This window comes from Rhodococcus sp. NPDC047139 (assembly GCF_040643435.1).
Lineage (GTDB): Bacteria > Actinomycetota > Actinomycetes > Mycobacteriales > Mycobacteriaceae > Rhodococcus.
This window is the reverse complement of record NZ_JBEYUH010000002.1, coordinates 251370-276247: the sequence shown is the minus strand read 5'-3', so window position 1 is coordinate 276247 and position 24878 is coordinate 251370. Positions and strand designations below refer to the sequence as shown.

10 protein-coding genes are annotated in these 24878 nt (G+C 68.4%); 6 read left to right on the top strand and 4 right to left on the bottom strand.

Going from position 1 to position 24878, the window contains the following annotated elements:
* Positions 1-32: 32 nt before the first annotated feature.
* Together ABZ789_RS03385 and ABZ789_RS03380 are read right to left on the bottom strand one after the other, a co-directional pair.
* The gene (locus ABZ789_RS03385) at positions 33-818 is read right to left on the bottom strand and encodes a 2,3-dihydro-2,3-dihydroxybenzoate dehydrogenase (protein ID WP_358418885.1); all 786 of its coding nucleotides are present in this window, start codon (positions 816-818) and stop codon (positions 33-35) included.
* Positions 815-1957 (bottom strand): isochorismate synthase, encoded by a 1143-nt coding sequence (locus ABZ789_RS03380; RefSeq protein ID WP_358418882.1) that lies wholly within the window; start codon positions 1955-1957, stop codon positions 815-817. Before ABZ789_RS03380 ends, ABZ789_RS03385 begins: the two co-directional genes overlap by 4 nt.
* A 178-nt stretch (positions 1958-2135) precedes the next feature.
* On the opposite strand from ABZ789_RS03380, the gene ABZ789_RS03375 reads away from it, so the two are divergent.
* The 5 genes from ABZ789_RS03375 (at position 2136) to entS (ending at position 21902) form a co-directional block, all read left to right on the top strand.
* Positions 2136-9890 (top strand): amino acid adenylation domain-containing protein, encoded by a 7755-nt coding sequence (locus tag ABZ789_RS03375; RefSeq protein ID WP_358418879.1) that lies wholly within the window; start codon positions 2136-2138, stop codon positions 9888-9890.
* A 95-nt stretch (positions 9891-9985) separates the two neighbouring features.
* Positions 9986-11011 carry an ABC transporter substrate-binding protein gene (locus tag ABZ789_RS03370; protein WP_358418876.1) on the top strand — a complete coding sequence of 342 codons (1026 nt, stop codon included), beginning with the start codon at positions 9986-9988 and terminating at the stop codon, positions 11009-11011.
* Between the two features lie 111 nt (positions 11012-11122).
* Positions 11123-20365: an amino acid adenylation domain-containing protein gene (locus tag ABZ789_RS03365; protein WP_358418873.1), complete on the top strand. Its 9243-nt coding sequence runs from the start codon at positions 11123-11125 to the stop codon at positions 20363-20365.
* A gap of 54 nt (positions 20366-20419) precedes the next feature.
* A complete protein-coding gene (locus tag ABZ789_RS03360) occupies positions 20420-20641 on the top strand; it encodes a phosphopantetheine-binding protein (protein WP_358418870.1) in 222 nt (73 codons plus the stop codon).
* Between the two features lie 10 nt (positions 20642-20651).
* A complete protein-coding gene (gene entS / locus ABZ789_RS03355; RefSeq protein ID WP_358418867.1) occupies positions 20652-21902 on the top strand; it encodes an enterobactin transporter EntS in 1251 nt (416 codons plus the stop codon).
* 56 nt (positions 21903-21958) lie between these two features.
* On the opposite strand, the gene ABZ789_RS03350 is transcribed toward entS, so the two are convergent.
* Positions 21959-22369, bottom strand: a complete 411-nt coding sequence (locus ABZ789_RS03350) for a hypothetical protein (protein ID WP_358418864.1) — start codon at positions 22367-22369, stop codon at positions 21959-21961.
* A 74-nt stretch (positions 22370-22443) separates the two neighbouring features.
* The gene (locus ABZ789_RS03345; protein WP_358418861.1) at positions 22444-23877 is read right to left on the bottom strand and encodes an MDR family MFS transporter; all 1434 of its coding nucleotides are present in this window, start codon (positions 23875-23877) and stop codon (positions 22444-22446) included.
* Positions 23878-23984: 107 nt separating this feature from the next.
* Between ABZ789_RS03345 and ABZ789_RS03340 the strand changes: the two genes are divergently transcribed.
* Positions 23985-24872: a phosphoribosylaminoimidazolesuccinocarboxamide synthase gene (locus ABZ789_RS03340; RefSeq protein ID WP_358418858.1), complete on the top strand. Its 888-nt coding sequence runs from the start codon at positions 23985-23987 to the stop codon at positions 24870-24872.
* Positions 24873-24878: the final 6 nt, after the last annotated feature.

The following is a 24878-nucleotide window of genomic DNA, read 5'->3' as shown; positions in this document are numbered from 1 at the left end:
TCGGGATACGGTGTGATGTCGGGCGGTCGGATTCAGGCTCGGAGCGTTGCGCCGCCGTCGACGTACAGGGACTGCATGGTGATGTGACGCGCGCGGTCGGACAGGAGGAACTCGATCGCGTCGGCGATGTCGACGGGCTCGGCGATCCGGCCCAAGGGGATGCCGACCTTGAACTGTGACAGATCACCCTCGATCGCGCCGCGTGCACCTGTGTCGTCGTCGGGGTCCTGCCACAGCGAGCGCTGCATGGCGGTGTCGGTGGAACCGGGAGCGACGATGTTGGCGCGGATTCCGTACTGCGCCAGTTCGAGTCCGAGAACTCGCACGATCATGGTGGCGGCGGCCTTGGACGAACCGTAGGCGCCCATGCCCATGCGGGGCACCCCCGCGGAGTTCGACCCGACGACGACGATCGAACCCGACCTGCGTTCCCTCATGTTCCGTCCGACCGAGCGCAGGACCGACAGCAGGCCCGTGACGTTCACGTCGAACATGCGCTGCCAGTCGTCAGGATCGGAGTCGAGCACCGATCCGGTGGTGAACACACCGGCGACGTGGGCGAGATGCCCGATCGGTCCGTGCTCGGATTCGATGCTGTCGACGACATATGCGACGGCGTCGTGGTCACGGATGTCGACCGGATAGGTGGGGACGGAGCCGCCGATCAGTGTCGCAGTCTTGCGCAGGCCCTCGGAGTTCCGGTCCGCGAGGACGAGACGGTGGCCCGCGCGTGCGAGAGTCTCGGCGGTTGCGCGTCCGATCCCTTGTGCGGCTCCGACGACGAGGGTGACGGGGGGAAGGGGTTGGGTCTCGGTCAACGGAGTACTCCCAGTGCATCGAGGACGGTGCCGAACTTGACGGTCGTCTCGGCGAGTTCGTCGGCCGGATCGGAATCGGCCACGATTCCGCCTCCGGCATATGCGGTCAGGCCGTAGCCGTCGGGTTCGGTGACGGCGCAGCGGATGGTCACCATCCATTCGCCGTCACCCGCTGCGTCGCACCATCCGAGGGCGCCGGCATAGAAGCCTCGATCGCCCTCGGTGGCGCGGATCAGATCGCGGGCGGCGGCGGTCGGGGTACCGCAGATCGCGGGGGTGGGATGCACTGCGAGTGCAAGATCGAGTGCCGTCACATCCGGATCACGCAGGCGTCCCTCGATCGGTGTGCCGAGATGCCACAGTTGTCGCGTGCTCGTCACCGACGGCCGTTCAGGGATGTCGAGGTCGACGCACAAGGGAGCGAGTGCGCTGCGGATCGCATCGATCACGTGTGCGTGTTCTGCGAGGTTCTTTGCGGAAGCAGCGAGGCGGTCGGCCGTCGCACGGTCGATCTCGGGATCGTGGTGGCGGGGTGCGGAGCCTGCGAGAGGATGGGCGGTGACCCGATCCCCACGGCGTCGCACGAGCACCTCCGGGCTGGATCCCACGAGATGACGGCCGGTCCACGCGCCGCCCGCAGCCGAGAGATCGACGAGGAAGCCGTTGTGCTGCGGGTCGGTTCGCGTGAGGGCAGCAAGCAGGTGGTGCGGGTCGACGGGTCGTCCGGCACGCAGGACGAGGGCGCGGGCCAGAACCACCTTGAGCAGTTCGTTCTCGTCCGAGCGCAGCAGTCGGCGTGCGGTCTCGACGCGGTCGATGTGCTCGCTTTCCGACGGCAGCGCACCCGCGATCGTGATCGGCGGAAGGTCGGGGTCCGGTGCCTCGTAATACGTGCGGTGGTGGTGGAGTACCTCCGGTGCGGTCAGCGCAGCCGGGTGATCGGGCGCGAACGGCAACGCACCGGCAAGGGCTGTGACCTGTCCGGTTCGGAGGGCTTCGGCAGCGAGGGAGGGGCAGTCGAATTGCGCTCTGACGCCTTCGGCGACGACGGTGCCGTGGGGGCGGGACAGGACGAACGGATACGCGGCGGGCCGCTCGGCCCGGTCGGTTGCGGTTGCGCCGAGGACCGGCACTTGCATTCTCGTACCTTCCGGTTGGGGGAGATCTGCGGGAGGACCGCGCCACGAGACACACGATCACCGAGAAACATATACGGTAAGGCTAACCTTTGGTACTGTCCCCTCCGGCGCCGCCGAGCGTAGATCAGCGGATTCCGCTACCAGCCAATAGTTTCGACCGAAGGAAAGAGGATCTCCAGTGCCCCTTGCCGGCCCGGACGCCTCGCGGCTCGCACTGTCACGCGCTCAGTCGGGTGTATGGTTCGGCCAGCAGCTGAATCCCGACAACCCGTTGTTCAACACCTCCGAGTGCGTCGAACTGCGCGGTGATGTCGACGAAAAAGCACTGGTGGAAGCGGTTTCCGCGGCAACATCCGATGCCGAAGTGCTGGTCGCGGCATTCGAGACCCTGGCCGACGGTACGGTCGTTCAGATTCCCGGGGGCCGTGCACCGGATGCTGTCCCGACCGTCGACCTCACGGCTGCGGCGGACCCCTGGGATGCGGCCCGTGAGTGGATGTCCCGAGATCTCTCCCGGCCTGTCGACCTGTCGGTCGATCCGTGTGTCCGGGCTGCAGTGCTCAGACTGGCGCACGACCATGTGGTGCTCTACGTCCGTGCGCACCACATCGTTCTCGACGCCTTCGGGTTCTCGCTGTTCAACAGGCGCATCGCCGAGCGTTACACCGCGGCGGTGTCCGGCAGAGAGCTCCCGGCTGCACGGTTCGATCCGATCGAAGCAGTGATCAGGGAGGAAGCGGCGTACCGCGACTCGGCGGACTTCGAAGCCGACCGCGTCTTCTGGAGCGACTACCTCTCCGGTGTGGACGAAGCGGTTGCGCTTCGCCCGGGACCGGGCGGTATCGCCCGCCGCTCTCGTGCCGCGCGTTTCACCCTCGATGCCGAACGGCACCGCGCGCTGGTGGACCTGGGTAAGGAGGCAGGCGCCAGCTGGGGCGATGCCGTCACCGCGCTGGTCGCCGCTTATCTACGCGGCGTCACCGGGCGAGAAGACCTCACACTGGGCTTCCCTGTCATGAACCGGCTGGGCACCGCGGCCCTGCGGGTGCCCGTCACTGCGGTCAACGTCGTTCCGCTACGCCTTCATCCGACGGCGTCGGACTCGCTGGTCGACCTCGTCGTGCAGGTTCGCGACGGAGTAGCCGCATGCCGCAACCACTACCGCTACCGCACCGAGGACATCCAGCGGGACCTGCGTCTTCCTGCCGGTTCGCGCGGCATCATCGGTCCCACGGTCAACGTCAAACCGTTCGGCGACTCGCTCCGGTTCGGAGACATCCGCGCCTCCGTGCACTCGGTGGCCAGAGGACCGCTGCAGGATTTCATGGTCACCGTCCGGCCGCTCGACGGCAGCGCCGGACTCGAGGTGTTCGTCGATGCCGATGCCGACGTCTACACGGACGCCGAACTGACGGTCCACGTCGAGCGCCTCGAGATGTTGTTCGGTTCGGTGGCCGAGCGGGATCCGCACACCCCGCTCGCGCAACTGCCGATCGTCACCGGCGAGGAACGGCAGACCATCCTCGACCGCTGGAGCCACAGCCCCGACATCCCCTTCGATCAGGACCTCACGCTCGTCGATCTGCTACGTGCACGGATCGAGGCGTCGCCGGATACGCCGGCCGTCGCGGACACACACGTGACACTCACCTACGCGCAGTTCGGTGCCCGGGTGCACCGGCTGGCCCGGTATCTGGTCTCCTGCTTCGATTCGGGCCGAACGGACGTGCGGGTTGCGCTCGCACTGCCCCGCACGGCCGAGGCTCTGATCGCGATTCACGCCGTCCTCGAGACGGGCGCCGCCTACGTGCCGCTCGACGTCGACCAGCCCCTCGAGCGCCTCGCGCACATCCTCGGCTCCACCGATCCGGTTTGCGTCCTGACCAGCCGGACGACCGACGACAGGATCGCCGAGGTTGCGGGCGCTCCGAGTCGCATCGTGCTCGAGGACCTCGATCTCGACGCCCTGCCCGATACGCCCCTCGACGTCTCGGAACGTGGCCACCTGACCCCCGATTCGATCGCCTACGTCATCCACACCTCCGGCTCCACCGGTAAGCCGAAAGGGGTGGTCGTTCCTCACCGCGGTCTGGTGAACCTGTTCCACAGTCACCGCGCGCAGGTGTTCGGCCGCGCGGCCCGCGAGGCCGGCCGCGAGTCCATCCGGCTCGGACTCGCCTGGTCGCTCGCCTTCGACGCCTCCTGGCAACCGCTGCTGTGGATGCTCGCCGGTCACACCGTGGACATCGTCGACGAGACGACGCAGCGCGACCCGTCGGCGCTCGCCCGCCGTGCGCTCGACGAGGGTTGGGATTTCGTCGAGTTCTCGCCGAGCCAACTCGAACAGTTCGTCGACGAGGGGCTCTTCCCGGACGGCACCGTGCCCACACTCGGATTCGGCGGTGACGCGGTCTCCGAGAGATTGTGGAGCCGATTGCGCGAGCGCCGGGGCGCGGCCTTCAACTTCTACGGACCCACCGAGTGCAGCGTCGACGTCCTCGTCGCGGAGGTCGCCGACGCCGAGACGCCGGTCGTCGGGCGGCCGGTCGCCAATCTGCGTGTCTACATCCTCGATGCGGGACTGGCGCCTGTGCCGGCCGGAACCGAGGGGGAACTGTACGTGGCCGGGCCGGGCGTGGTCCGGGGCTATCTCGATGCTCCGTCCCTCACCGCGACCAGGTTCGTCGCAAATCCTTATTCCGCGGAGCCCACGGGTCCGTACGCCCGTCTGTATCGCACGGGCGATCTCGTGCAGTGGACCGAAGACGGCCGCATCGTCTACCGCGGCCGGGTCGACAACCAGGTCAAGGTCCGAGGGTTCCGCATCGAACTCGGAGAGGTCGACGCCGCTCTGCTGCGGATCCCGGGCGTTTCCCGGGCCGCAACGGTGGTGCGCACCGACCCTTCGGGCGCTGCTCAGCTCGTCGGCTATCTCGTCGGCCAGGATGTCCCGGATCCGGTCGACGCCCGCCGCCTCGTCTCCGAGTTCCTGCCCGGCTACATGGTGCCCGCCGCCCTCGTCGTCCTCGACGAGATGCCGCTGACCTCCAACGGCAAACTCGACCGGAAGTCGCTGCCGGAACCGGACTTCGCGTCGCTCGTCTCGACGCGCGCAGCGGAGACCGACACCGAGCGCGCGCTGTGCCGGATCTACGCCGACATCCTGGGGCTCGAGACGGTCGGTGCGGACGACGACTTCTTCGCGCTCGGTGGTCACTCGCTCAGCGCGGTGAAACTGCTCGCCCGGATCCGCGACGAACTCGGCGTCGACCTGCCCATCCGCACGGTGTTCGACCATCCGCAGGTCGTCTCGCTCGCAGCCCGATGCGGTGACGGGGAGAACGGTGGTTCCGCAGTCCCGGCCCGCCCGGACCTCGTTCCCCGCAGTGACACCGGCTTCGCGCCGTTGTCGTATGCGCAACAGCGCCTGTGGTTCATGTACCGCATGGAAGGCCCGAGCCCGACCTACAACGTCCCGATCACGGTGGACCTGCACGGGCATGTCGATCCGGATGCCTTGCACCACGCCGTCTCCGAGGTGCTCGCACGCCACCAGAGCCTGCGCACCGTGCTCGTCGAACGCGACGGTGTGGGGATGCAGCACGTACTCGACGAGGTGGCCGTCCCGTTCGCGGTCGAGGTCGTCGACCGGGATGTCCTTGCCGGCCGGCTGCATTCGGAGGCGCGGCATGCGTTCGACCTCGAACGCGAGATCCCGCTGCGGATCCGCCTGTTCACGATCACGCCCGACGAGCACGTGATGCTCGTGCTCGCCCACCACATCGCGAGCGACGAATTGTCCACGCCGCTGCTGTTGCGCGATCTCGGCAACTTCTACTCGGCGGACGTCCGCGGCGAGCATTACGATCCGGATCCGCTGCCGGTGCAGTACGCCGACTACGCGACCTGGCAACGCGAACTCCTCGGCGATCAATCGGACGAAAACTCGATTGCAGCAATGCAGCTCGAGTTCTGGCGTAATGAGCTCGAGGGTCTTCCGGTCGAGTTGGACCTCCCTGTCGACCGTCCGCGACCGGCCGTCGCGTCCTACGCGGGCGGTGGTGTCGAGCACCGGATAGCGGCCGGCGACGCGACGCGGATCCGAGAGGCCGCACGAGCGACCGGCACGACCATGTTCATGATGGTGCACGCGGCGGTGGCGCTCGCCCTCTCGCACAGCGGAGCGGGTGAGGACATCCCGCTCGGATCGCCTACCGCCGGACGGCCCGCGCCCGAACTCGACGACCTCGTGGGCTTCTTCGTCAACATGGTGGTCTTGCGCACCGACCTCTCCGGTGATCCGACCGTCCGGGAGTTGCTGGGCCGGATCAAGGACACCGACGTCAGGGCCTATTCGCACCAGGATGTCCCGTTCGACCGCGTGGTCGAGACGCTCAACCCCGAGCGCAGCGCCGCCAGGCATCCGCTGTTCCAGGTCATGGTGCAGTACCAGAGCCCGCCCGCGATAACGGGATTCGAGGATCTCGCGCCGACTCCCTCGTTCGTGGCGAACGATACGGCGATGTTCGACCTGACATTCGATGTCATCGAGGAATCAGGTGGCGGTCTGTGCGTACGGGTCGAGTACGCGCACGATCTGTTCGACGAGTCGTCCGCCGCTGCCTTCGCCGCCCGGGTCGTACGGGCGTTCGAGGTGGTGTGCGCGGACCCGGATGCCAGGCTCTCGCACCTCGATCTGCTCACCGAATCCGAACGGGCGGTCTTGCGGACCGGCGATGCCGTCGCACCGCTTCCGGACCCGAATGCGCCCGAGAACCTGCCCGAACTGTTCGCCCGCACCGTGGAGCGGTTCCGCGACGAGATCGCGCTGGTGACGCCGTCCACCCGCCTTACCTTCGGGGAACTCGACACGTGGTCCGATCGGATCGCCCGTCACCTCATCGTGAGCGGAATCGGTCCGGAAGACATTGTAGGGCTGAGTCTTCCGCGTGATGCCGTTTTGGTTGCCGCGATCCTCGGTGTCTGGAAGTCGGGTGCCGCCTATCTGGTGCTCGACCCGGAGCAGCCCGCCGACCGGAACGAGTACATGATCCGCGACGCCGGTGTGGGCGTGGTGCTCGACAGCCTCTCCGTCCAGGTGGTCGACGACTCTGCGCCCACCGAGTCGGATGTGCCGATGCCGCGAGTGCACCCGGACGCGATCGCCTATCTCGTCTACACCTCCGGCTCGACCGGCACCCCCAAGGGGGTGGCAGTGCCGCATCGCGGTGTGGTGAACCTGTGGGAGACGGTGCGTACCCGCACGATCGGTGATCCCGCGACACGGCGGCGTGCCGTGCTGCTCAGCTACACGTTCGCTTTCGACTCGTCCGTCGAACCGCTGGTCGCGATGCTCGGCGGTCACATCGTGCACGTGCTCGCCGAAGACCTCATGGCGGACGCGGGGGAGATCGTGCGCTACGTGCGCGACCACCGCATCGACGCACTCGATTGCGGGCCGGTACTCGCCGGTCGGCTGCTCGCCGAAGGCCTCCTCGATCCCGCGTCGGTGCACCGTCCCGAGTCGATGGTGCTCGGTGGTGAGGCGGTGCCGGGCGAACTCTGGTCGAAGCTCGCGTCGGATCCCGACGTGCGCGTGAGCAATATGTACGGGCCCACGGAGTGCACGGTGGATGCGACCGGTGCGGCTCTCCGCCCGGGAAGCGCCCCGAACATCGGAACCCCCATCCCGGGAGGACGGGTGTACGTCCTCGATGCGTACCTCAGGCAGGTCCCCCCGGGGGTTGCGGGGGAACTCTACGTCGGTGGACCGCACGTCACCCGCGGCTATCTCGGGCGCTCCGCCTTGACGGCCGGCCGGTTCGTGGCCGACCCCTTCCGCGCCGACGGCGGCCGTCTGTACCGCACCGGAGATCTCGTGCGCTGGTCGACCGCCGAGAACGGCGGAGCGGTACTCGACTACCTCGGCCGAACCGACGACCAGGTGAAGATCCGCGGTTTCCGTATCGAACTCGGGGAGATCGAGACCGTTCTCGGAGGCCACCCCGAGGTGACCGCCGCCGCCGTCGTGGTGCACGAGGACGAACCGGGCCGCAAACGCCTCGTCGCCTACGCGGCGGGGAAGGTGGAACCGGACGCCCTGCGGGAGCATGTCGCCGGCCGGCTGCCGGACTACATGGTCCCTGCTCTCACCGTGGTACTCGACGACCTGCCGGTCACCCGCAACGGCAAGATCGACCGTCGGGCTCTGCCGGAACCGGTGTTCGCGCCTGCCGCAGAAGGGCGCTCGCCCGCGGACGAACTCGAACAGCGGCTGTGCGACCTCACGGCGGGCGTGCTGGGACTCGACGCCGTCGGGCCCGACGACGACTTCTTCGCTCTCGGCGGTGATTCGATCGTGTCGATCCAGCTGGTATCCGCGGCCCGCGCCGCTGGTATCCGCTTCACCGCACGGTCCGTCTTCGAACACCGAACCCCGGCGGGTCTCGCCAGGATTGCGGAACTCGAGGACGGCCCGGGTGCGGTCGACGTGGAGGTGGCACTCGGCGAGGTGCCGGCGACACCGATCGTCCACGACATGCTCGACCGCGGCGGGCCCTACGCCCGCTACGCGCAGTCGAGGTTGCTCCTCGCACCCGCTGGGCTCACCGTCGACAGACTCACCGAGGGTGTGCAGGTTCTGCTCGACACGCACGACGCCCTGCGAGCCGTTTTCGACGCACGAGCACGGGTGCTCGAGGTTCGTCCGGTCGGTTCGATCGATGCCGCCGAGATCGTGACCCGCGTCGACGTCTCGGATTCGTCCGATCTGCAGTCGGCGGTCGTGGCTGCGACCGAGGCCGCATACGCCGAACTCGACCCCGCCTCGGGTGCACTCGTGCGGGTGATCTTCTTCGACGCGGGTCCCCAGGCCCCGGGACGCGTGTTCGTCGCGGTGCACCACCTGGTCGTCGATGGGGTGTCGTGGCGCATCCTGGTACCCGATCTGGCCTCCGCCGTCGACGGTGTCGCGCCGATGCGTGCGGCCACCTCGCTGCGCCGCTGGGCCCGGGGCCTGCTCGACGCGGTTCCGTCGCGCAGATCCGAGCTGTCACTGTGGCGGCGGATCCTCTCGCCGGCCGGTCGTGTCCGTCTGGCAGCCGCAGCACCCGATCCCGGTCGGCACACGATGGCAGGGATCGCTCGGGTGCAGGTCGAGGTCCCGGCCGACGTCACGGAGGCACTGCTGACCACGGTGCCCGAGCGGTTCCACGCCGGAGTCGAGGACGTCCTGCTCACCGCGTTGGCGCTGGCATCGGTGCGGGTCGTCGGAGACGGTGCGATCGCGGTGGACCTCGAAGGGCACGGCCGGGAGGAGCAGGCGGTAGCGGGAGCCGACCTGTCCCGCACGGTGGGCTGGTTCACGACCCTCTATCCGGTTCGGCTGGACGTCGGAGGGCTCGACGTCGCCGATGCTTACGCCGGGGGACCGAACGCGGGTGACGCCCTCAAGCGCGTCAAGGAGCAGTTGAGGGAGATTCCGGACAGCGGAATCGGTTTCGGCATGCTGCGGCACCTCGACCCGGTCGGAAGGGCGGAACTGGAAACCGCCGGGACGGTCGATATCGGGTTCAACTATCTCGGGCGGTTCACCCTCGGAGAGTCCGAGGGGCAAGCATGGTCGAGTGCGCCGGAGAGTTCGACTCTCGGGGGTGCAACCGAGGCCGACATGCCTGTCGCGCACGCCGTCGAAATCGGTGTGTACACCGATGATTCCGGTGCCGAACCGGTTCTTCGCGGATCGTTCGGATACAGCCCCGGACTCGTCCCCGAGGCCACGGTCTCCGCGCTCGCCCACGAGTGGATCGCCGCGCTGACGGCGCTCGCGGGACATTCGGCGCGTGAGGACGCCGGTGGGTTCACGCCCTCCGATCTGACACTCGGTGATCTGGACCAGTCCGAGATCGACGATTTCGCGCTCGAGTTCGGCTGAGGACGTAGCACTTGGCCGGAAAGGTCATTTCGGTTAGCCTAACCAATCGTGACCGAGGCAACGCGCCTCGGCGAGAGAGCCTGGGAGAACTGAGGATGCGCGTTCTGGAACGGAAGGGTGTGCGGAGCGTAGCGGCGCTCGGCGCGGCGGCATTGCTGGCCGTCGGACTGGTGGGATGCTCGAGCGACAGTGACAGCGGGACCGAAAGCGGCACCGAAGCCGCTGCGACCCGCACTTTCGAAGCGCAGAACGGCAGCATCGAGATCCCGGCCGACCCGCAGCGGATCGTGGCATGCGGCTATGCGACCCTCCCGCTCATCCAGGCAGGTGCGAACCTCGCCGCAGTGTGCGAGTGGAGCCGCGAGCTCGACAACATGGACGAGGAGACCCTCGCTGCATACGAGGCGCTGCCCAAGGTCGCTCCTGACGGCGCCGTCTCGGAAATCAACTACGAGGCCGTCACCGCTGCCGACCCCGACCTGATCATCATGGGTGTTCCGGCCCGCGTGAAGGAACAGGTGGACACGGCCAAGCTCGAAGCTCTCGCTCCGGTGGTCTTCCTCGGACTGACGGTTCCGGGTGAGTGGCGCGAACTCGGCGAGCAGTACGCCGAGGCTGCGAACGTCAGCGACTCCTACGGAGAGTTCAAGGACGAATACGAGGCTCGCGCCGCCGAGATCGCCGACAAGTACGCCGACAAGCTCGGAGACCTGAAGTTCGCAGGCGTGTGCAGCGTGTGTGGCACCGAACCCGGTGAGTTCTCCCGCGAGTACGCATCCTCGTACACCACCAACCTGTTCGACGATCTCGGGTTCGATTTCCCCGGTGAGCCTGCCGATCCCGCCGACGTGCACGCGGAGTACCTGTCGGTCGAGCAGCTGCCCGAGAACCTCGGCGATGCCGACGTGATCGTCTACGGCGTCGAAGCCGACGGATCCCTCACGCCCGAACTCGAGGAACTGTTCGCCTCGCCGCTGTGGCAGGAACTGCCCGCGGTCAAGGCCGGCAACCTCGTCGCCGTCAAGCATTCCAGTGCGGCGACCTACGAAACCGCTCTGCTCGCACTCGATTCCATCGACGCCGAGCTCGAGAAGCTTCCTGCCAACCAGAATCCCGAGTAACAGCGGGCGCGGGACCGCCCCGCGGTGCCCACCGAACGGCCCCCGACGTCCCGACGCGGGGGCCGTTCTCACGTTCGTATCCGCATCGACCGCCTACCACGAAAGTCGCAGATGACCCGCTCCACCGCGCTCGAAGACATCGTCCCGCTCTCACCGCTGCAGCAGGGGTTGCTCTACTTGAGTACGGTTGCGGCCCCGGAGAACTCGGATGCGGAAGATTCCGCGGCGTCCGAGCCCGACACCTACACGGTGCAATCGGTGATCCGGCTGTCGGGCACGGTCGACGAAGCGCGGCTGCGGGCATCGGCCCAGGCATTGCTCGATCGTCATTCCGCGCTGCGCACATGCTTCCGGCCCCGCAAGGACGGGCGCACCGCAGGACTCGTCGTGGCGGGTGTGGATTGCCCTTGGCGCACCGAGGATCTCTCGGGTCTCGACCATGCGGATGCGGAACGCCGGCTCGAAACGATCGTCGAGGACGACCTGCACCAGTGGTTCGACCTCACGCAACCGCCGCTCGTACGATGGACCTTCGTACGTTTCGGCCCCGACGAGGTACGCCTCCTGCTCACGGCGCACCACATCGTCGTCGACGGTTGGTCGTCCCCGATTCTCGTACGCGAACTCCTCGAGATCTACGCCGCCGGCGGCTCGGCGTCGGCCCTGCCGTCCGTACGTCCCTACCGCGACTACCTCGCGTGGCTCGGGCAGCAGGATCACGACGCGGCCCGGTCGCTGTGGCGTGAGGCGCTCGACGGTGTGAGCGAGCCGTCCCTCGTGACCCCGCCGGGATCCACCCGCTCGGCAGAGCAGTGCGACTCGCTCGACGTGCAGGTGCCGGAGGACCTCGCCGCGAAGCTGTCGGATCTCACCCGTGCCTCCGGGGTCACGCTCAACACGGTGCTGCAGACGGCCTGGGCGATGCTTCTGTCCGGTCTGCTCGGCCGCGACGACATCGTCTTCGGCGCGACGGTCTCCGGCCGCCCGCCGGAACTGGTCGGCGTGGAGTCGATGGTGGGGTTGTTCATCAACACCGTCCCCGTGCGGGTGCGGCTCGATCCGGCGGCCACCGTCGCCGATCTGCTGCGCGGTGTGCAGCTCGAGCAGTCGCGCACCGTCGATCATCAGTATCTCGGCCTGTCCGAGGTGCAACGCGCAGTCGGGATCGGCGAACTGTTCGACACTCTCACCGTGTTCGAGAGTTATCCGGTCGACCGCGACGCCCTCGAGCGGGCACAGCGCGCCGGAGGTGTGACGATCACCGGCGTCGACGGGCGGGACGCCACCAACTATCCGCTGGTCCTCACGGCCGGAATGTCGGACAGGCTCGTCGTCAAGCTCGACCACCGTCCCTCGCTGATCGGTGCGGACGAGGCCGCAGGGTTGGGTGCCCGCCTGGTGGCGATCCTCGAGGCACTGTGTGCCCGGCCCGACGCGCGCGTCGCAGATCTCGACGTGCTGCCGCCCGCCGAGCGTGCGCGTGTACTGGGATCCTGGGCGACCACCCCTGCCGCACCGTCCACCGGCACGGTCGCAGACCTGCTCGCACAGCGGTTCGCCGCCGACACCGAGCGCACCGCGGTGGTGTGTGGAGAGCAACGATCGTCCTTCGGTGAAGTCGGCGCGTCCTCGGCGCGCCTCGCGAGGCTGCTCGTCGACCGCGGTGTACGACCCGACGACCGTGTCGGTCTCGCATTGCCGCGCACCGGCGCGATGGTCGAGGCCATCCTCGCCGTGCTCACCGCCGGAGGCGCCTACCTGCCGCTCGATCCGTCCTATCCCGCGGACCGGATCCGGCACATGATCACCGATGCCGCGCCGCGCCTGGTGATCACCACCGAGGCTGTGCGCGAGACCCTTGCCGGCGTGCTCGACGGGGTCGAGGTGCTGACCCTCGACGATCGAGCCGTCGAATCCACGCTCGCCGCGTTGCCGGCGGCTCCGCTCACGGACGCGGACCGGTGCGCTCCGCTGCGCCCCGGCCATCTGGCCTACGTCGTCTACACCTCCGGTTCGACGGGATTGCCGAAGGGCGTGGCCGTCACCCACGCCAATCTCGCCGACCTGCATGCCGCGCAACGTGTCGGCCCGATGCAGTGCGGGGGACGCTCGCCGCGGGACGGGCAGTGGCACGTCCTGCTGACCTATCCGTTCGCCTTCGACTCCGCAGTCGCCGCCCTCACCTGGCTCTTCGAGGGGCACGTGCTGCATGTGCTCGCCGACGAATACCGCGCCGACGTCGAGCACATCGTCGACTACGTGCGGACCCACGGCATCGACTACGTCGACACCGTGCCCGTCCTGATGAACGGACTGCTCGACGCCGGACTCCTCGAACCCGGGGAGCACGTCCCCGCGACCGTCACGGTGGGCGGCGAGGCCGTGAGCCCTGCGCTCTGGCAACGGCTGGCTACGAGCGATGTCGTGGCGACCAATTGCTACGGGCCCACCGAATGCACCGTCGACGCGACCTCCGCGTTCATCGGCGGAGACACGGTGACGATCGGCGGCCCCACGCCCGGCACGAGCGTGCGCGTCCTGGACCACTGGCTGCGTCCCGTTCCGGCCGGCGTCGCAGGGGAGCTGTACATCTCGGGAAAGGGAGTCACCCGAGGCTATCTCGGTCGACCGGATCTGACGGCGGGCAGGTTCGTCGCCGACCCCTACGGGGATCCCGGTACGCGCATGTATCGCACCGGAGACATGGTGCGCTGGACGCCCGCGGGAGCGCTCGAATATGTCGGCCGCGACGACGACCAGGTCAAGATCCGTGGATTCCGCGTGGAACTCGGCGAGATCGAAACCGCACTGACCACGCACCCGGACGTCCGGGACGCCGTGGTGATCGCACACGCCGACGAGCGGGGAACGACCCGCCTCGTCGGATACATCGTGGCGCACGGTGAACCCGACACGACCGCCGTGCGGACCGCACTCGCCGCGCACCTGCCCGACTACATGGTGCCGGCGACCATCGTCGTGCTACCCGCCTTCCCGCTCACGGCCAACGGCAAGGTCGACCGGAAAGCGTTGCCCGAACCGGATTTCTCGGCGCAGACGGGAGCGGGGGAACCGCGTACCGAGATCGAACGGACGCTGTGCGCCACTATCGCCGACGTCCTCGGCCTCGACCGCGTCGGTGTGCACGACGACTTCTTCACTCTCGGAGGCGATTCGATCGTCTCCATCCAGCTGGTGTCCCGGCTCCGCGCGGCAGGAGTGCGCGTGACGGCCCGCCAGGTGTTCGAAATGCGCACCGCAGCCGGCCTCGCAGCAGCGGCCGAAGCTCCCGCCGAGGAGACCTCGCGACCTCGGGTTGCGGCGACCGGACCGGTGCCCGTCACGCCGATCGTCCAGGAGTCGCTCTCATCCGGGTCGTTCGAATCACTCCGCCGATTCACCCAGTCGCGGGTGCTCGTCGCTCCCGTCGGTCTGCGGGAGAGCGATCTCGTAGTGGGTGTGCACGCACTGCTCGAGACCCATCCGATGCTGCGCTCGCGGTTCAGTGTCACCGACTCGGTGCCGTCGTGGACCGTGCCCGAGGACGTCCCGGATGCGGCGGCACTCGTCCGGCATGTCGACGTTTCCGGCGAACAGGCCGGGTGGAAGGACCTCATCACCGACGCGCTGGCAGAGGCCGTCGACGCCCTCGACGTAGAGGCGGGGATCATGCTGCGCGTGGTCTTCCTCGATCGAGGACCACAGCAGGCCGGGCGGCTCGTCGTCGTCGCCCATCACCTCGTCGTCGACGGGGTGTCCTGGCGAATTCTGGTGCCCGACCTCGCCGACGCGGTCGAGGCAGCGGCGAGTGGACGGACACCCGCCCTGGAGACCACAGGCACGTCCTTCCGGGACTGGGCGCAAGCACTCGTCGAGGCCGCGGGCTCGCCGCGGATCGTCGACTCGTTGCCCGCCTGGGATTCCGCGGTCACCGCCGTCGGCGTGCCGGAGCTGGGGACACGCGCCCTGGACCCGGAGCGTGACACGGTGTCGACCTCGGCATCCGTGGAGTTCGGGGTGCCGGTCGAGATCACCGAACGCCTGCTGACGACCGTGCCGTCGGCCTTCGGTATCGGCACCGGAGACGCCCTGCTCGCGGCGCTCGCACTGGCCGTCACCGAGGTCTGCGGCGGTTCGGCGCTGCGGGTGCACCTCGAGGGCCACGGTCGCGAGGAACAGGTCGTGCCGGGTGCGGACCTGTCGCGCACCGTCGGCTGGTTCACCTCGCTGTATCCCGTGACGGTCGAACTCGGCGGGGAGAACGCTCTCGCGGGGCGCGATCCGGTGCGGGCGGTCGCCTACGCTGCCGAGTCGCTGAAGAGCATCCCCGACAACGGGATCGGGTTCGGAGTCCTGCGTTTCCTCGGAGAGGACCGCGACCGGTTCGCGGGCTACCTCGCCCCGGAGGTGATGTTCAACTATCTCGGTCGCATGACCCTCGGTGAGAGCGCCGACGCCGCGTGGTCGGCCGCGCCCGAGGTGGCGGCGCTCGGTGGTTCCGTCGATCCGTCCATGCCGTTGGATCATGTCCTCGACGTCAACGCGATGACCGAGGACGGACCGGACGGACCGGCGCTCTCGGCGGTGTTCACCTACGCCGGAGGCGTTCTCGACGCCGATCGTGCCCGCCTGATCGGGGAACACTGGGTCGCAGCGCTGCGCACCCTCGCCGAGGCGGCGGAAAGCGGCGTCGTCGGCGCTCCCGCTCCTTCGGCGCTGACAGCGCCCGGCCTGTCCGTCGACGAGGTGCTCGCGCTGCACCGGGAAAGTTCGACAGGCATCGAGGATGTCCTTCCGCTCACACCACTGCAGCGCGGTATGTACTTCCTGGCCGGACTCGACGAACCGTCGGCGACAGGCGGTGACGCGCACACTGCCGAGGGCGTCGACGTCTACATGATGCAGACCGACCTGGCCCTCGAAGGTCGAGTCGACGCCGAGACGATGCACCGCTCGGTTCGTGCACTCGTCGACCGGCACGCCGTACTGCGCACCGGATATCGCGTCGGCTCGACCGGCGAACCGGTGGGCGTGGTGCACCGGCACGCCGCACCGGAATGGGTCGTGACCGAGCTCGGAAGCTCCGAGCCGGACGAACTCGACGCGCAGGTCGCCGATCTCCTCGCCGCCGACCGCACCCGCAGATTCGACCTCGCGAACCCGCCGCTCGTACGGTTCACCCTCGTGAACGCGGGGCCGTCCCGGGCGCGACTGTTGTTCACCATGCACCATCTCGTCTCCGACGGCTGGTCCACGCCGCTGCTCGTGCAGGAACTGCTGCAGATCTACGCCGCCGGCGGCTCCACCGACGGGCTTGCTCCGGTGGCACCCTTCTCGGACTATCTCTCGTGGCTCGGCGAACAGGACGTCGATGCCGGCCTGGAGGTGTGGCGCGAAGTTCTCGACGGGGTGGAAGAACCCACGCTGATCGCGCCGGCAGGTTCGGCGCTGCGGCCACAGTTCCCCGCCGAACTGACGGTCGTCGTCCCGGACGGATTGTCGCGGCGGCTCGTCGAGGTGAGCCGTGAGCGAGGTGTCACCGTCAACAGCCTCGTGCAGACCGCGTGGGGTGTGCTCGTCGGATCGATCACCGGCAGAACCGATGTCGTCTTCGGTGCGATCGTCTCCGGGCGTGTCCCCGACGTTCCGGGTATCGAATCGATGATCGGGCTGTTCATCAACACCGTTCCGGTCCGGGTCCGCACCGAGGCGGCCGAGTCGGTGGCCGATCTCGTCACGCGGACCCACAGTGCACAGAACCGCGCGATGGACCACCAGTACGTGGGGCTGGCCGACATCCAGCGCGCCGTCGGTGTCGGGGAACTGTTCGACACCCTTCTCGTGTTCGAGAACTATCCCGTCGACCGCGACGCGCTCGACGCGGCACAACGGGACGGCGGTGTGCGTGTCGGGTCGGTCGGAGGTTCCGACGCCACCAACTTCCCGCTGGTACTGGTCGCGGGACTGGAAGAGGATCTGCACCTCGGTCTCGAATACCGGACCGATCTGTTCACCGAACGCGACGCCCACGACCTGGGCGAGCGGCTCGTCCGCATCCTCGAGCAGCTCACCGCGGAAAGCCCCGGCACCCTCGCGCGCCTCGACCTGCTCACGGCCTCCGAACGAGCCGGTGTGCGCGGCGATTGGTCGGCCACGGCGCCGGCACCGTCCGCCGGAACAGCGACGGTCGCCGACCTGCTGGCACGGCAGATCGCCCGTACCCCGCACGCCCCTGCGGTGGTGGCGGGTGGAGCCACGCTGTCGTTCGCGGAACTGGGGGAGCGATCCGCGCGTCTGGCCCGGCTTCTCGTCGAAGCCGGGGTCGGACCCGAGACGGTCGTGGGACTGACGTTGCCGCGGTCCGAGACCATGGTGGTCGCGCTCGCGGCCGCGATCTCGTCGGGCGGCGTGTACGTTCCGATGGATCCGTCGTATCCGCAGGATCGCCTGGCGCACATGGTGGCCGACTCCCGACCCCAGGTGATCGTCACGGTCTCGGCGGTGGTCGATCGGATCGCCCCCGTCGCCGGTGGCGTCCGCATCGTCGTGCTCGACGATCCGGCGCTGCAGCAGCGCCTCGGCGAGTTCTCCGCGGCACCGCTGACGGACGCCGACCGACGCGCGCCGCTCCGCAGCCACAACGGTGTGTACGTCATCTACACCTCGGGCTCGACGGGACTGCCGAAGGGTGTTGCGGTCACACACGCCAACCTGCTCAACCTGTTCGACAGCCACCGCGCCGACCTCTACGTGCCGACGGTCGCGGCGGCCGGACGCGACTCGGTGGGTGTCGGACACGCGTGGTCGTTCGGTTTCGACGCGTCGTGGCAGCCGACCCTGTGGTTGCTCGACGGGCATACCGTGCACATCTTCGACGAGGACACCATGCGTGATCCCGAACGAATGGTCGCGTACACGCTCGAGAACGAACTCGACTTCCTCGAAGTCACCCCGTCGTTCCTCGATCGCATGCTCGCAGCCGGACTGTACGAGGACGGACATCGCCCCGCCTCGGTCGGATTCGGTGGTGAGGCAGTCAATCCGGCGTCGTGGCGACGCCTGCGGGAGCTGACCGACGGGCGCGCCTTCAACCTGTACGGCCCCACCGAATGCACCGTCGACTCTCTCATCGGTGCGGTCTCCGATGCCGACACACCGTGCCTCGGCCGCGCGGTACACGGCGCCGCCGCACACGTCCTCGACGCGATGCTCCGCGCCGTCCCGATGGGTGTGGTCGGCGAACTGTACGTCTCCGGTGCGGGTGTCGCCCGCGGCTATCTCGGCCGGCCGGACCTGACGGCCGTCCGGTTCCTGCCCGATCCGTTCGGTGACGGCGGCAGCCGCATGTACCGCACCGGCGATCTCGTCCGGCGGGTGCTCGGCAGCGACGGCCGGCCCGTGCTCGAGTTCCTCGGGCGGGGCGACGACCAGGTCAAGATCCGAGGTTTCCGAGTCGAGCTCGGCGAGGTGGAGGCCGCACTGACGGCGATCCGCGGGGTGCGCGACGCTGTCGTCAGCGCCCACACCGACACCCGGGGTGTGACGCGTCTGGTCGGTTACGTGACCCCCGACGTCGATCCGGTCGCCGTCCGTGCCGCGGTGGCCGACCGCCTGCCGGAGTACATGGTGCCCGCGGTGGTGCTCGTGCTCGACACCTTCCCGCTGACCGCCAACGGCAAGGTGGACCGCAAGGCACTGCCGGAACCGGACTTCTCGTCGCTGGTCGGTGCGCGTGCTCCGCGCACCGAGACCGAGCGGGTACTGGCCGGGCTCGTCGCGGACGTCCTCGGACTCGACCGCGTGGGTGTCGACGACGACTTCTTCTCTCTGGGTGGCGATTCGATCGTCTCGATCCAGCTCGTGTCGAAGGTTCGGGCCGCGGGACTGTGGATCACCACCCGCCAGGTGATCGAACTGCGTACCGTCGAGGGTCTCGCCGCCGCGGTGGACAGCGGTGCGGGAGAGACTGCTCCGGCAACCGTCGGCGAGGCGACCGGCGAGGTGACCGTGACGCCGATCGTGTGGGACACGATCGATCACTGGACGCGCCTGTCCCGGTTCTCGCAGGCACGACTGCTCGTCGCGCCTGCCGGCCTCACTCTCGCCACTCTGCGAACCGCGGTCGACGCGCTCCTGGCCGCCCATCCGATGTTGCGCTCGACCTTCCGGATCGACGCCGAAGGGCGACCGTCCTGGACCGTTCCGGACCTTCTGCCCGACCTCTCCGGGGCGGTGCGACGCGTGGACGCCACCGAGGAGGATTGGGACGTCCTGTTCGACCGCGAGCGCGAGAACGCTTATGCGGCACTCGATCCCGAGAACGGGGGCATGGTGCAGGTCGTGTGGTTCGACTTCGGACCGCACCGGGCCGGACGCGTGCTGGTCGTCGTGAACCATCTCGTGGTGGACGGTGTGTCGTGGCGCATCCTCGTTCCCGACCTCGCCGACGCCGTCGAGCAGGCCGGGCGGGGGGAGACGGTGACGTTGTCCTCGGCCGGCACACCTTTCCGAGTGTGGGCGGCGGAGCTCGCGAAGGCCGCGTGCACGGAGCGGATCACCGCGTCGTGGACGGCCTGGCAGCGGGCCGTCGACGCCGACGAACCGCTGCTCGGTTCGCGCCCGCTCGATCCGGGCCGCGACACGGTATTCGCGACCCGCTCGACCCGAGTACGTCTGCCCGTCGACGTCACCGAGCGCGTGCTGGCCGCGGACGTGGTGGACGACATCCTCCTGTCGGCTCTCGCCGTCGCTGTGGCCTCGGTCCGCGGAGGCGACCTCGTGCGAATCGACCTCGAGGGGCACGGCAGGGAGGAACAGGTGGTTCCGGGAGCGGACCTGTCGCGCACCGTCGGCTGGTTCACGTCGATGTATCCGGTGGCCGTGGACCTGTCGGACGTAGACCTCGCCGCAGCGTCCCGTGACGCCGACGCGGCGGACGGAGCATTGCGCGCGGTGGCCCGCGCATCTCGGGCACGGCCCGACAACGGCATCGGCTTCGGAATGCTGCGGCGACTGAATCCGGATTTCGCCGAGCGGTTCGCCGGATACCGGTCACCGGCCGTCGTGTTCAACTATCTCGGGCGACTGACCCTCGGTGAGACGTCCGGCAGCGCGTGGTCGGGCGCACCGGAGGCCGCTGCGATCGGTGGGTCGGTGGATCCGGACATGCCGCTCGACCACGTTCTGCAGGTGGACGCGATCACCGAGGACACCGCGGACGGCCCGGTTCTGGAATGCGAGTTCGCTGCCGCGGCAGAAGTGGTCGACGCGGGCACGCTCACGGAGATTGCGCGGATCTGGCAGGACACGGTGCAGGTCGTCGCCGCGAGCACGCTCACGGGCGTCACCCGGTAGGCGCAGCGCAACCCTGCGGACAATCCCTGCAGCTGAAGAACAAAGGAGAAAACCATGCTCGATCGCAGTACCGTCCTCGCCGACACCGCACGGATCCTCGACATCGACGTCGACGAACTCGACCCGTCGGCGAGCCTCGTCGACCAAGGCCTCGACTCGGTGCGCCTGATGGCGCTCGTGGAGCAGTGGCGCAGCGCGGGAGTGGAGGTCGACTTCGTGGACCTCGCCTCCGCCCCCGACCTCGAGCAGTGGATCACGCTGCTCGCCCGCGGATGAGCGAGTGATCGTGGCCGTCTTCGAGAAGCTGTTCATCGACATCGACCCGCTGCGGACCAGTCGCGAGTTCCGGTACCTGTTCACCGCTCGTGTCGTCTCGCTGCTCGGTCTCGGTTTCCTCATCGTGGCCGTGCCCGTGCAGGTGTACCAGCTCACCGGTTCGACGGCGCAGGTCGCCGCGGTCTCCGCGGTGATCGGTGTCACCACCTTCGCGGCCACTTTCGCCGGAGGGATCCTGGCAGATCGGTACGACCGGCGGAACGTCATCGCAATCGCGCGCGGTACAGCAGGGATCGCCTTCGCGCTGCTTGCGATCAATGCGTTCCTGCCCGAACCCCAGATGTGGGCGATCTACGTGCTCGCCGCCATCGACGGAATCGCGGGCGGAATCTCGTCCACCGCGCTCATGGCGGTCACACCCAGCCTGATCCCGCGTGACAAGCTCGCTGCCGCCGGCGCCCTCATGGCGCTGACCGCCGACCTCGGCTCCATGATCGGCCCGGCTCTCGGCGGCGTCGTCATCGCCGCCGGTGGTGCGGGCGTGGCGTACGCACTGGCCGCGTTGACCACGGCCGTCACCACCTTCTGCATCACCCGCCTGCCGTCGCTTCCCCCGACCCATGTCGCCGACGAATCACCGCTGAAATCGGTGGTCTCCGGTTTCCGGTACGCGGCGCACAACCGGGTGGTCGGGCAGGTGCTCCTCGTCGGCTTCCTCGCAATGCTGCTCTCCGGCTGGGCGGTACTCATCCCCGAATTCGCCGACGAAGTGCTCGGCGTCGGACCGTCGGTGGTGGGGCTGCTCTACACCGCGCCCGCCGTCGGTGCTGTGGTGGGTTCGCTGACCAGCGGTTGGACCGGGTCGATCCGACGGTACGGGCTCGTGGTGTACCTGCTCATGGCGGTCTCTGCGGCCGGTCTGGTGGGTGCCGGGGCGACGGGTGTCCTCGTCGTGGTGCTCCTCGGGCTCGTCGCGCACGGCTTCGGTGACTCGCTTGCCGACGTCGTGCGGTACGCGACCGTCCAGCGCAACACCGCCGACGAGTACCGCGGACGGATCGCGGCGGTGTGGGGAGCGCAGGTGACGGCCGGAACCTCCGTGGGTGCGATCGCAGCCGGGATCGTGGCCTCGCTGGTGCCGATCTCCACGGCCCTGACCGTCTACGGCATCGCCGGCCTGGTGATCATCGTGCTCATGTTCGCCGCGACGCCGACACTCCGGCGGTTCGAGGACGACGGAGATCTCGAACCGGTGGGCTGATCGACGAATCGAGGGGGAGTCGGGGCGGGGGCCGGGGAACCGGCCCCCGCCCCGCTTCACAGACGGTCGTGCAGTCGCCCGTCGCGCGCCCAATCCTGGACTGCTGCATACCCTTCGCTCACACCCTGGGTGTAGGCGACGAGCGCGCCGTACAACCGGGATCCTTCGGTGGCGAGTTCGATGGTGCCCACCCAGTCGGCAGCGCGCGCCATGACGTGAGCGGAAATGTCCTGCCGGTCGCGGGTCGCGGACGACACGACCCGGAACGCCTCGTCCGCGATGCGGAAGGTCTCGCACATACCGCGCCAGTAGTACTCCGCATCCATCGCGGTGCGAAGTGATTCGTAATCCTTCGTGTCCTGCATCGCCGTGGCATCGGCCAGTCGCTGCAGTACCTGATCTGCAGCCCCGAGAGGGAAGTACGTCACGTCTTCGATGTTTTCCTTGTCGCGGCTCGTCGTTCTCACCGCAGAGATGGTGCCCGATCTCGAGCGAATAGGAAACAGCGCGTAGGTAACGGTATAGGCACGCGGCGTGTCGGCTATTCGGTTTGCAGCGGACGGTTCGGGATCAGGCACACGCACGACACCAGCACTCCCGCACACACCAGAACGGCGACGAACACCGGCGTCGCGGAAGCCGCCAGTTGCGCGGCATCAGGAGACACGGTCACTGCACCATCCGAGGCCTCGTCCCGCAGTGCCGTGTTGGCGAGCGCGCCGAACATCGCGACCCCCACTGCGCTGCCGATCGCACGTGCGAAGGCGTTCGCGCCGGTCACAACACCCCGTTCGGACCAATCGACACTCGACTGTGCCGCGATCAGGGCCGGACTGGCGATCAACCCCATCCCGAGTCCCACGAGGACGCAGCAGAGCGCGACGTACCAGGCAGAGGAGTCCACCCCGACCCTCGCCAGCAGGGCAGCGCCGCTCAGCAGTGGCACCGCACCGACCAGGCCGGTGTTGCGGAAACCGATCCGTAGGTAGAGCTTGCCCGACTGCGAGGCCGCGATCGGCCATCCGATCGTCATCGTCGCCAGAGTGAACCCCGCCACGAGCGCGGTGGTTCCCAGCGAACCCTGCACGAACGACGGCACGTACGAGGTCAGTCCGAGCACCACCGCGCCCACCAGGCAGGAGACGGCACTGGTGGTGACGAGCACGCGCCGGGTGAACAGCCGGATCGGCAGGATCGGCTCGGCAACGCGAGTCTCGATCCATCCGAACACGCCGAGCAGGGCCGCACCGGCGGCGAAGATGCCGATGCCGGTTGCCGACGTCCACTCCCAGGCCTGGCCGCCCTCGAGCAGACCGAGGATCACCAGGGCGGCACCCGCTGCGAGGGTCCCCACACCGGCCCAGTCGATGCGAGGTCGTGGACCTGCAGGTTTGTCCTCGCGGAAGTTCCGGACGAGCACCCAGGCCGCGAGGGCACACAGCGGCAGGTTGATCCAGAAGATCCATCGCCACGACAGGAAGTCGGCGAAGACGCCTCCGAAGGCCGGGCCGATCACCGCCGACATACCCCACACGCCGGCCAGATAGCCCTGTGCCCTGGCCCGCTCGGCGACGGTGTAGATGTCGCCGGCAATGGTCTGCGCCATGGGCAGCACGGCTCCGGCGCCCAGGCCCTGCACCGCCCGGAAAGCGATCAGCGCCGGCATGCTCCATGCGAGCGCGCACAGTACCGACCCTGCCGCGAATACCCCGATCCCGAACAACAGGACCGGGGTGCGACCGAAGACGTCGGAGAGCTTTCCGTACACCGGGACGAGCACGGCCTGCGTGAGCAGGTAGGCGGAGAACAACCAGGGGAACTGGGTGAAGCCACCGAGGTCCGCGACGATCGTCGGGATCGCGGTGGCGAGGATGGTGCTCTCGAGTGCCACGAGGGCGGTGGCGAGCATCAATGCGATCAGGATCGGGCCCCGCTCGGACCTGAACCCGACATCCACCCGCGACGTTGCGGCCATGGCACTCCTGTTCCCGCTTCTGCGTCGCCGTCCCGGCCTGCTGTGATCGAGTGGGATATCTGCCACGGGGTGCGGTATCACCACTCGATGAGCACTAGGGTGTCAGCGTGCGTCCTTCACTCGAGTCCTACCAACACCTCGCCGGCGGCAAGGTGCGTGATCTGTACGTGATCGACGACGAGCACCTGCTCCTCGTCGCCAGTGACCGGATTTCGGCCTACGATCACGTGCTCGAGACCCCGATCCCCGACAAGGGGCGGGTCCTCACCGCGATGAGCGTGTTCTTCTTCAATCTGCTCGACGCCACCAACAACCATCTCGCGGCGGAACCCGACGACGAGCGTATCCCCGAGGAGGTCCTCGGTCGTGCGCTGATCGTCAAGCGCCTCGAGATGCTTCCCGTCGAGTGCGTCGCCCGCGGTTTCCTCACCGGATCCGGTCTGCTCGACTACCAGGCCACCGGCTCGGTCTGCGGCGTCGCGCTGCCCGAGGGCCTCGTCGAGGCGAGCCGGCTGCCCGAGCCGATCTTCACCCCGGCCACCAAGGCTGCGCTCGGCGACCACGACGAGAACATCTCGTTCGACGACGTCGTCGAGAAGCTCGGGCTGAATCTGGCGATGAAGCTGCGCCAGGACACCCTCGATATCTACGAGCGTGCAGCGATGTACGCCTCCGATCGCGGCATCCTCCTCGCCGACACCAAGTTCGAGTTCGGTCTCGACAAGGCCGGCAATCTGGTGCTCGCCGACGAGGTCCTCACTCCGGACTCGTCCCGCTACTGGGACGCGAACGAGTACGAGGAGGGCAAGGTCCAGCCCAGCTTCGACAAGCAGATCGTCCGGAACTGGCTCACCGGACCCGAATCGGGTTGGGATCGTGCCTCCGACACTCCGCCCCCGCCGTTGCCGCAGCACGTGGTCGACAAGACGCGGGCGCGGTACATCGAGGCGTACGAACGCATCTCGGGACTGTCCTTCGACGATTGGATCGGCTGACCGCAT

What these genes read in the sequence shown, in the direction of transcription:
- ABZ789_RS03360 (WP_358418870.1), top strand. Translation starts at nt 20,420, where the DNA reads ATGCTCGATCGCAGTACCGTCCTCGCCGACACCGCACGGATCCTCGAC.
- ABZ789_RS03370 (WP_358418876.1), top strand. Translation starts at nt 9,986, where the DNA reads ATGCGCGTTCTGGAACGGAAGGGTGTGCGGAGCGTAGCGGCGCTCGGC.
- ABZ789_RS03345 (WP_358418861.1), bottom strand. Translation starts at nt 23,877, where the DNA reads ATGGCCGCAACGTCGCGGGTGGATGTCGGGTTCAGGTCCGAGCGGGGC.
- ABZ789_RS03365 (WP_358418873.1), top strand. Translation starts at nt 11,123, where the DNA reads ATGACCCGCTCCACCGCGCTCGAAGACATCGTCCCGCTCTCACCGCTG.
- ABZ789_RS03380 (WP_358418882.1), bottom strand. Translation starts at nt 1,957, where the DNA reads ATGCAAGTGCCGGTCCTCGGCGCAACCGCAACCGACCGGGCCGAGCGG.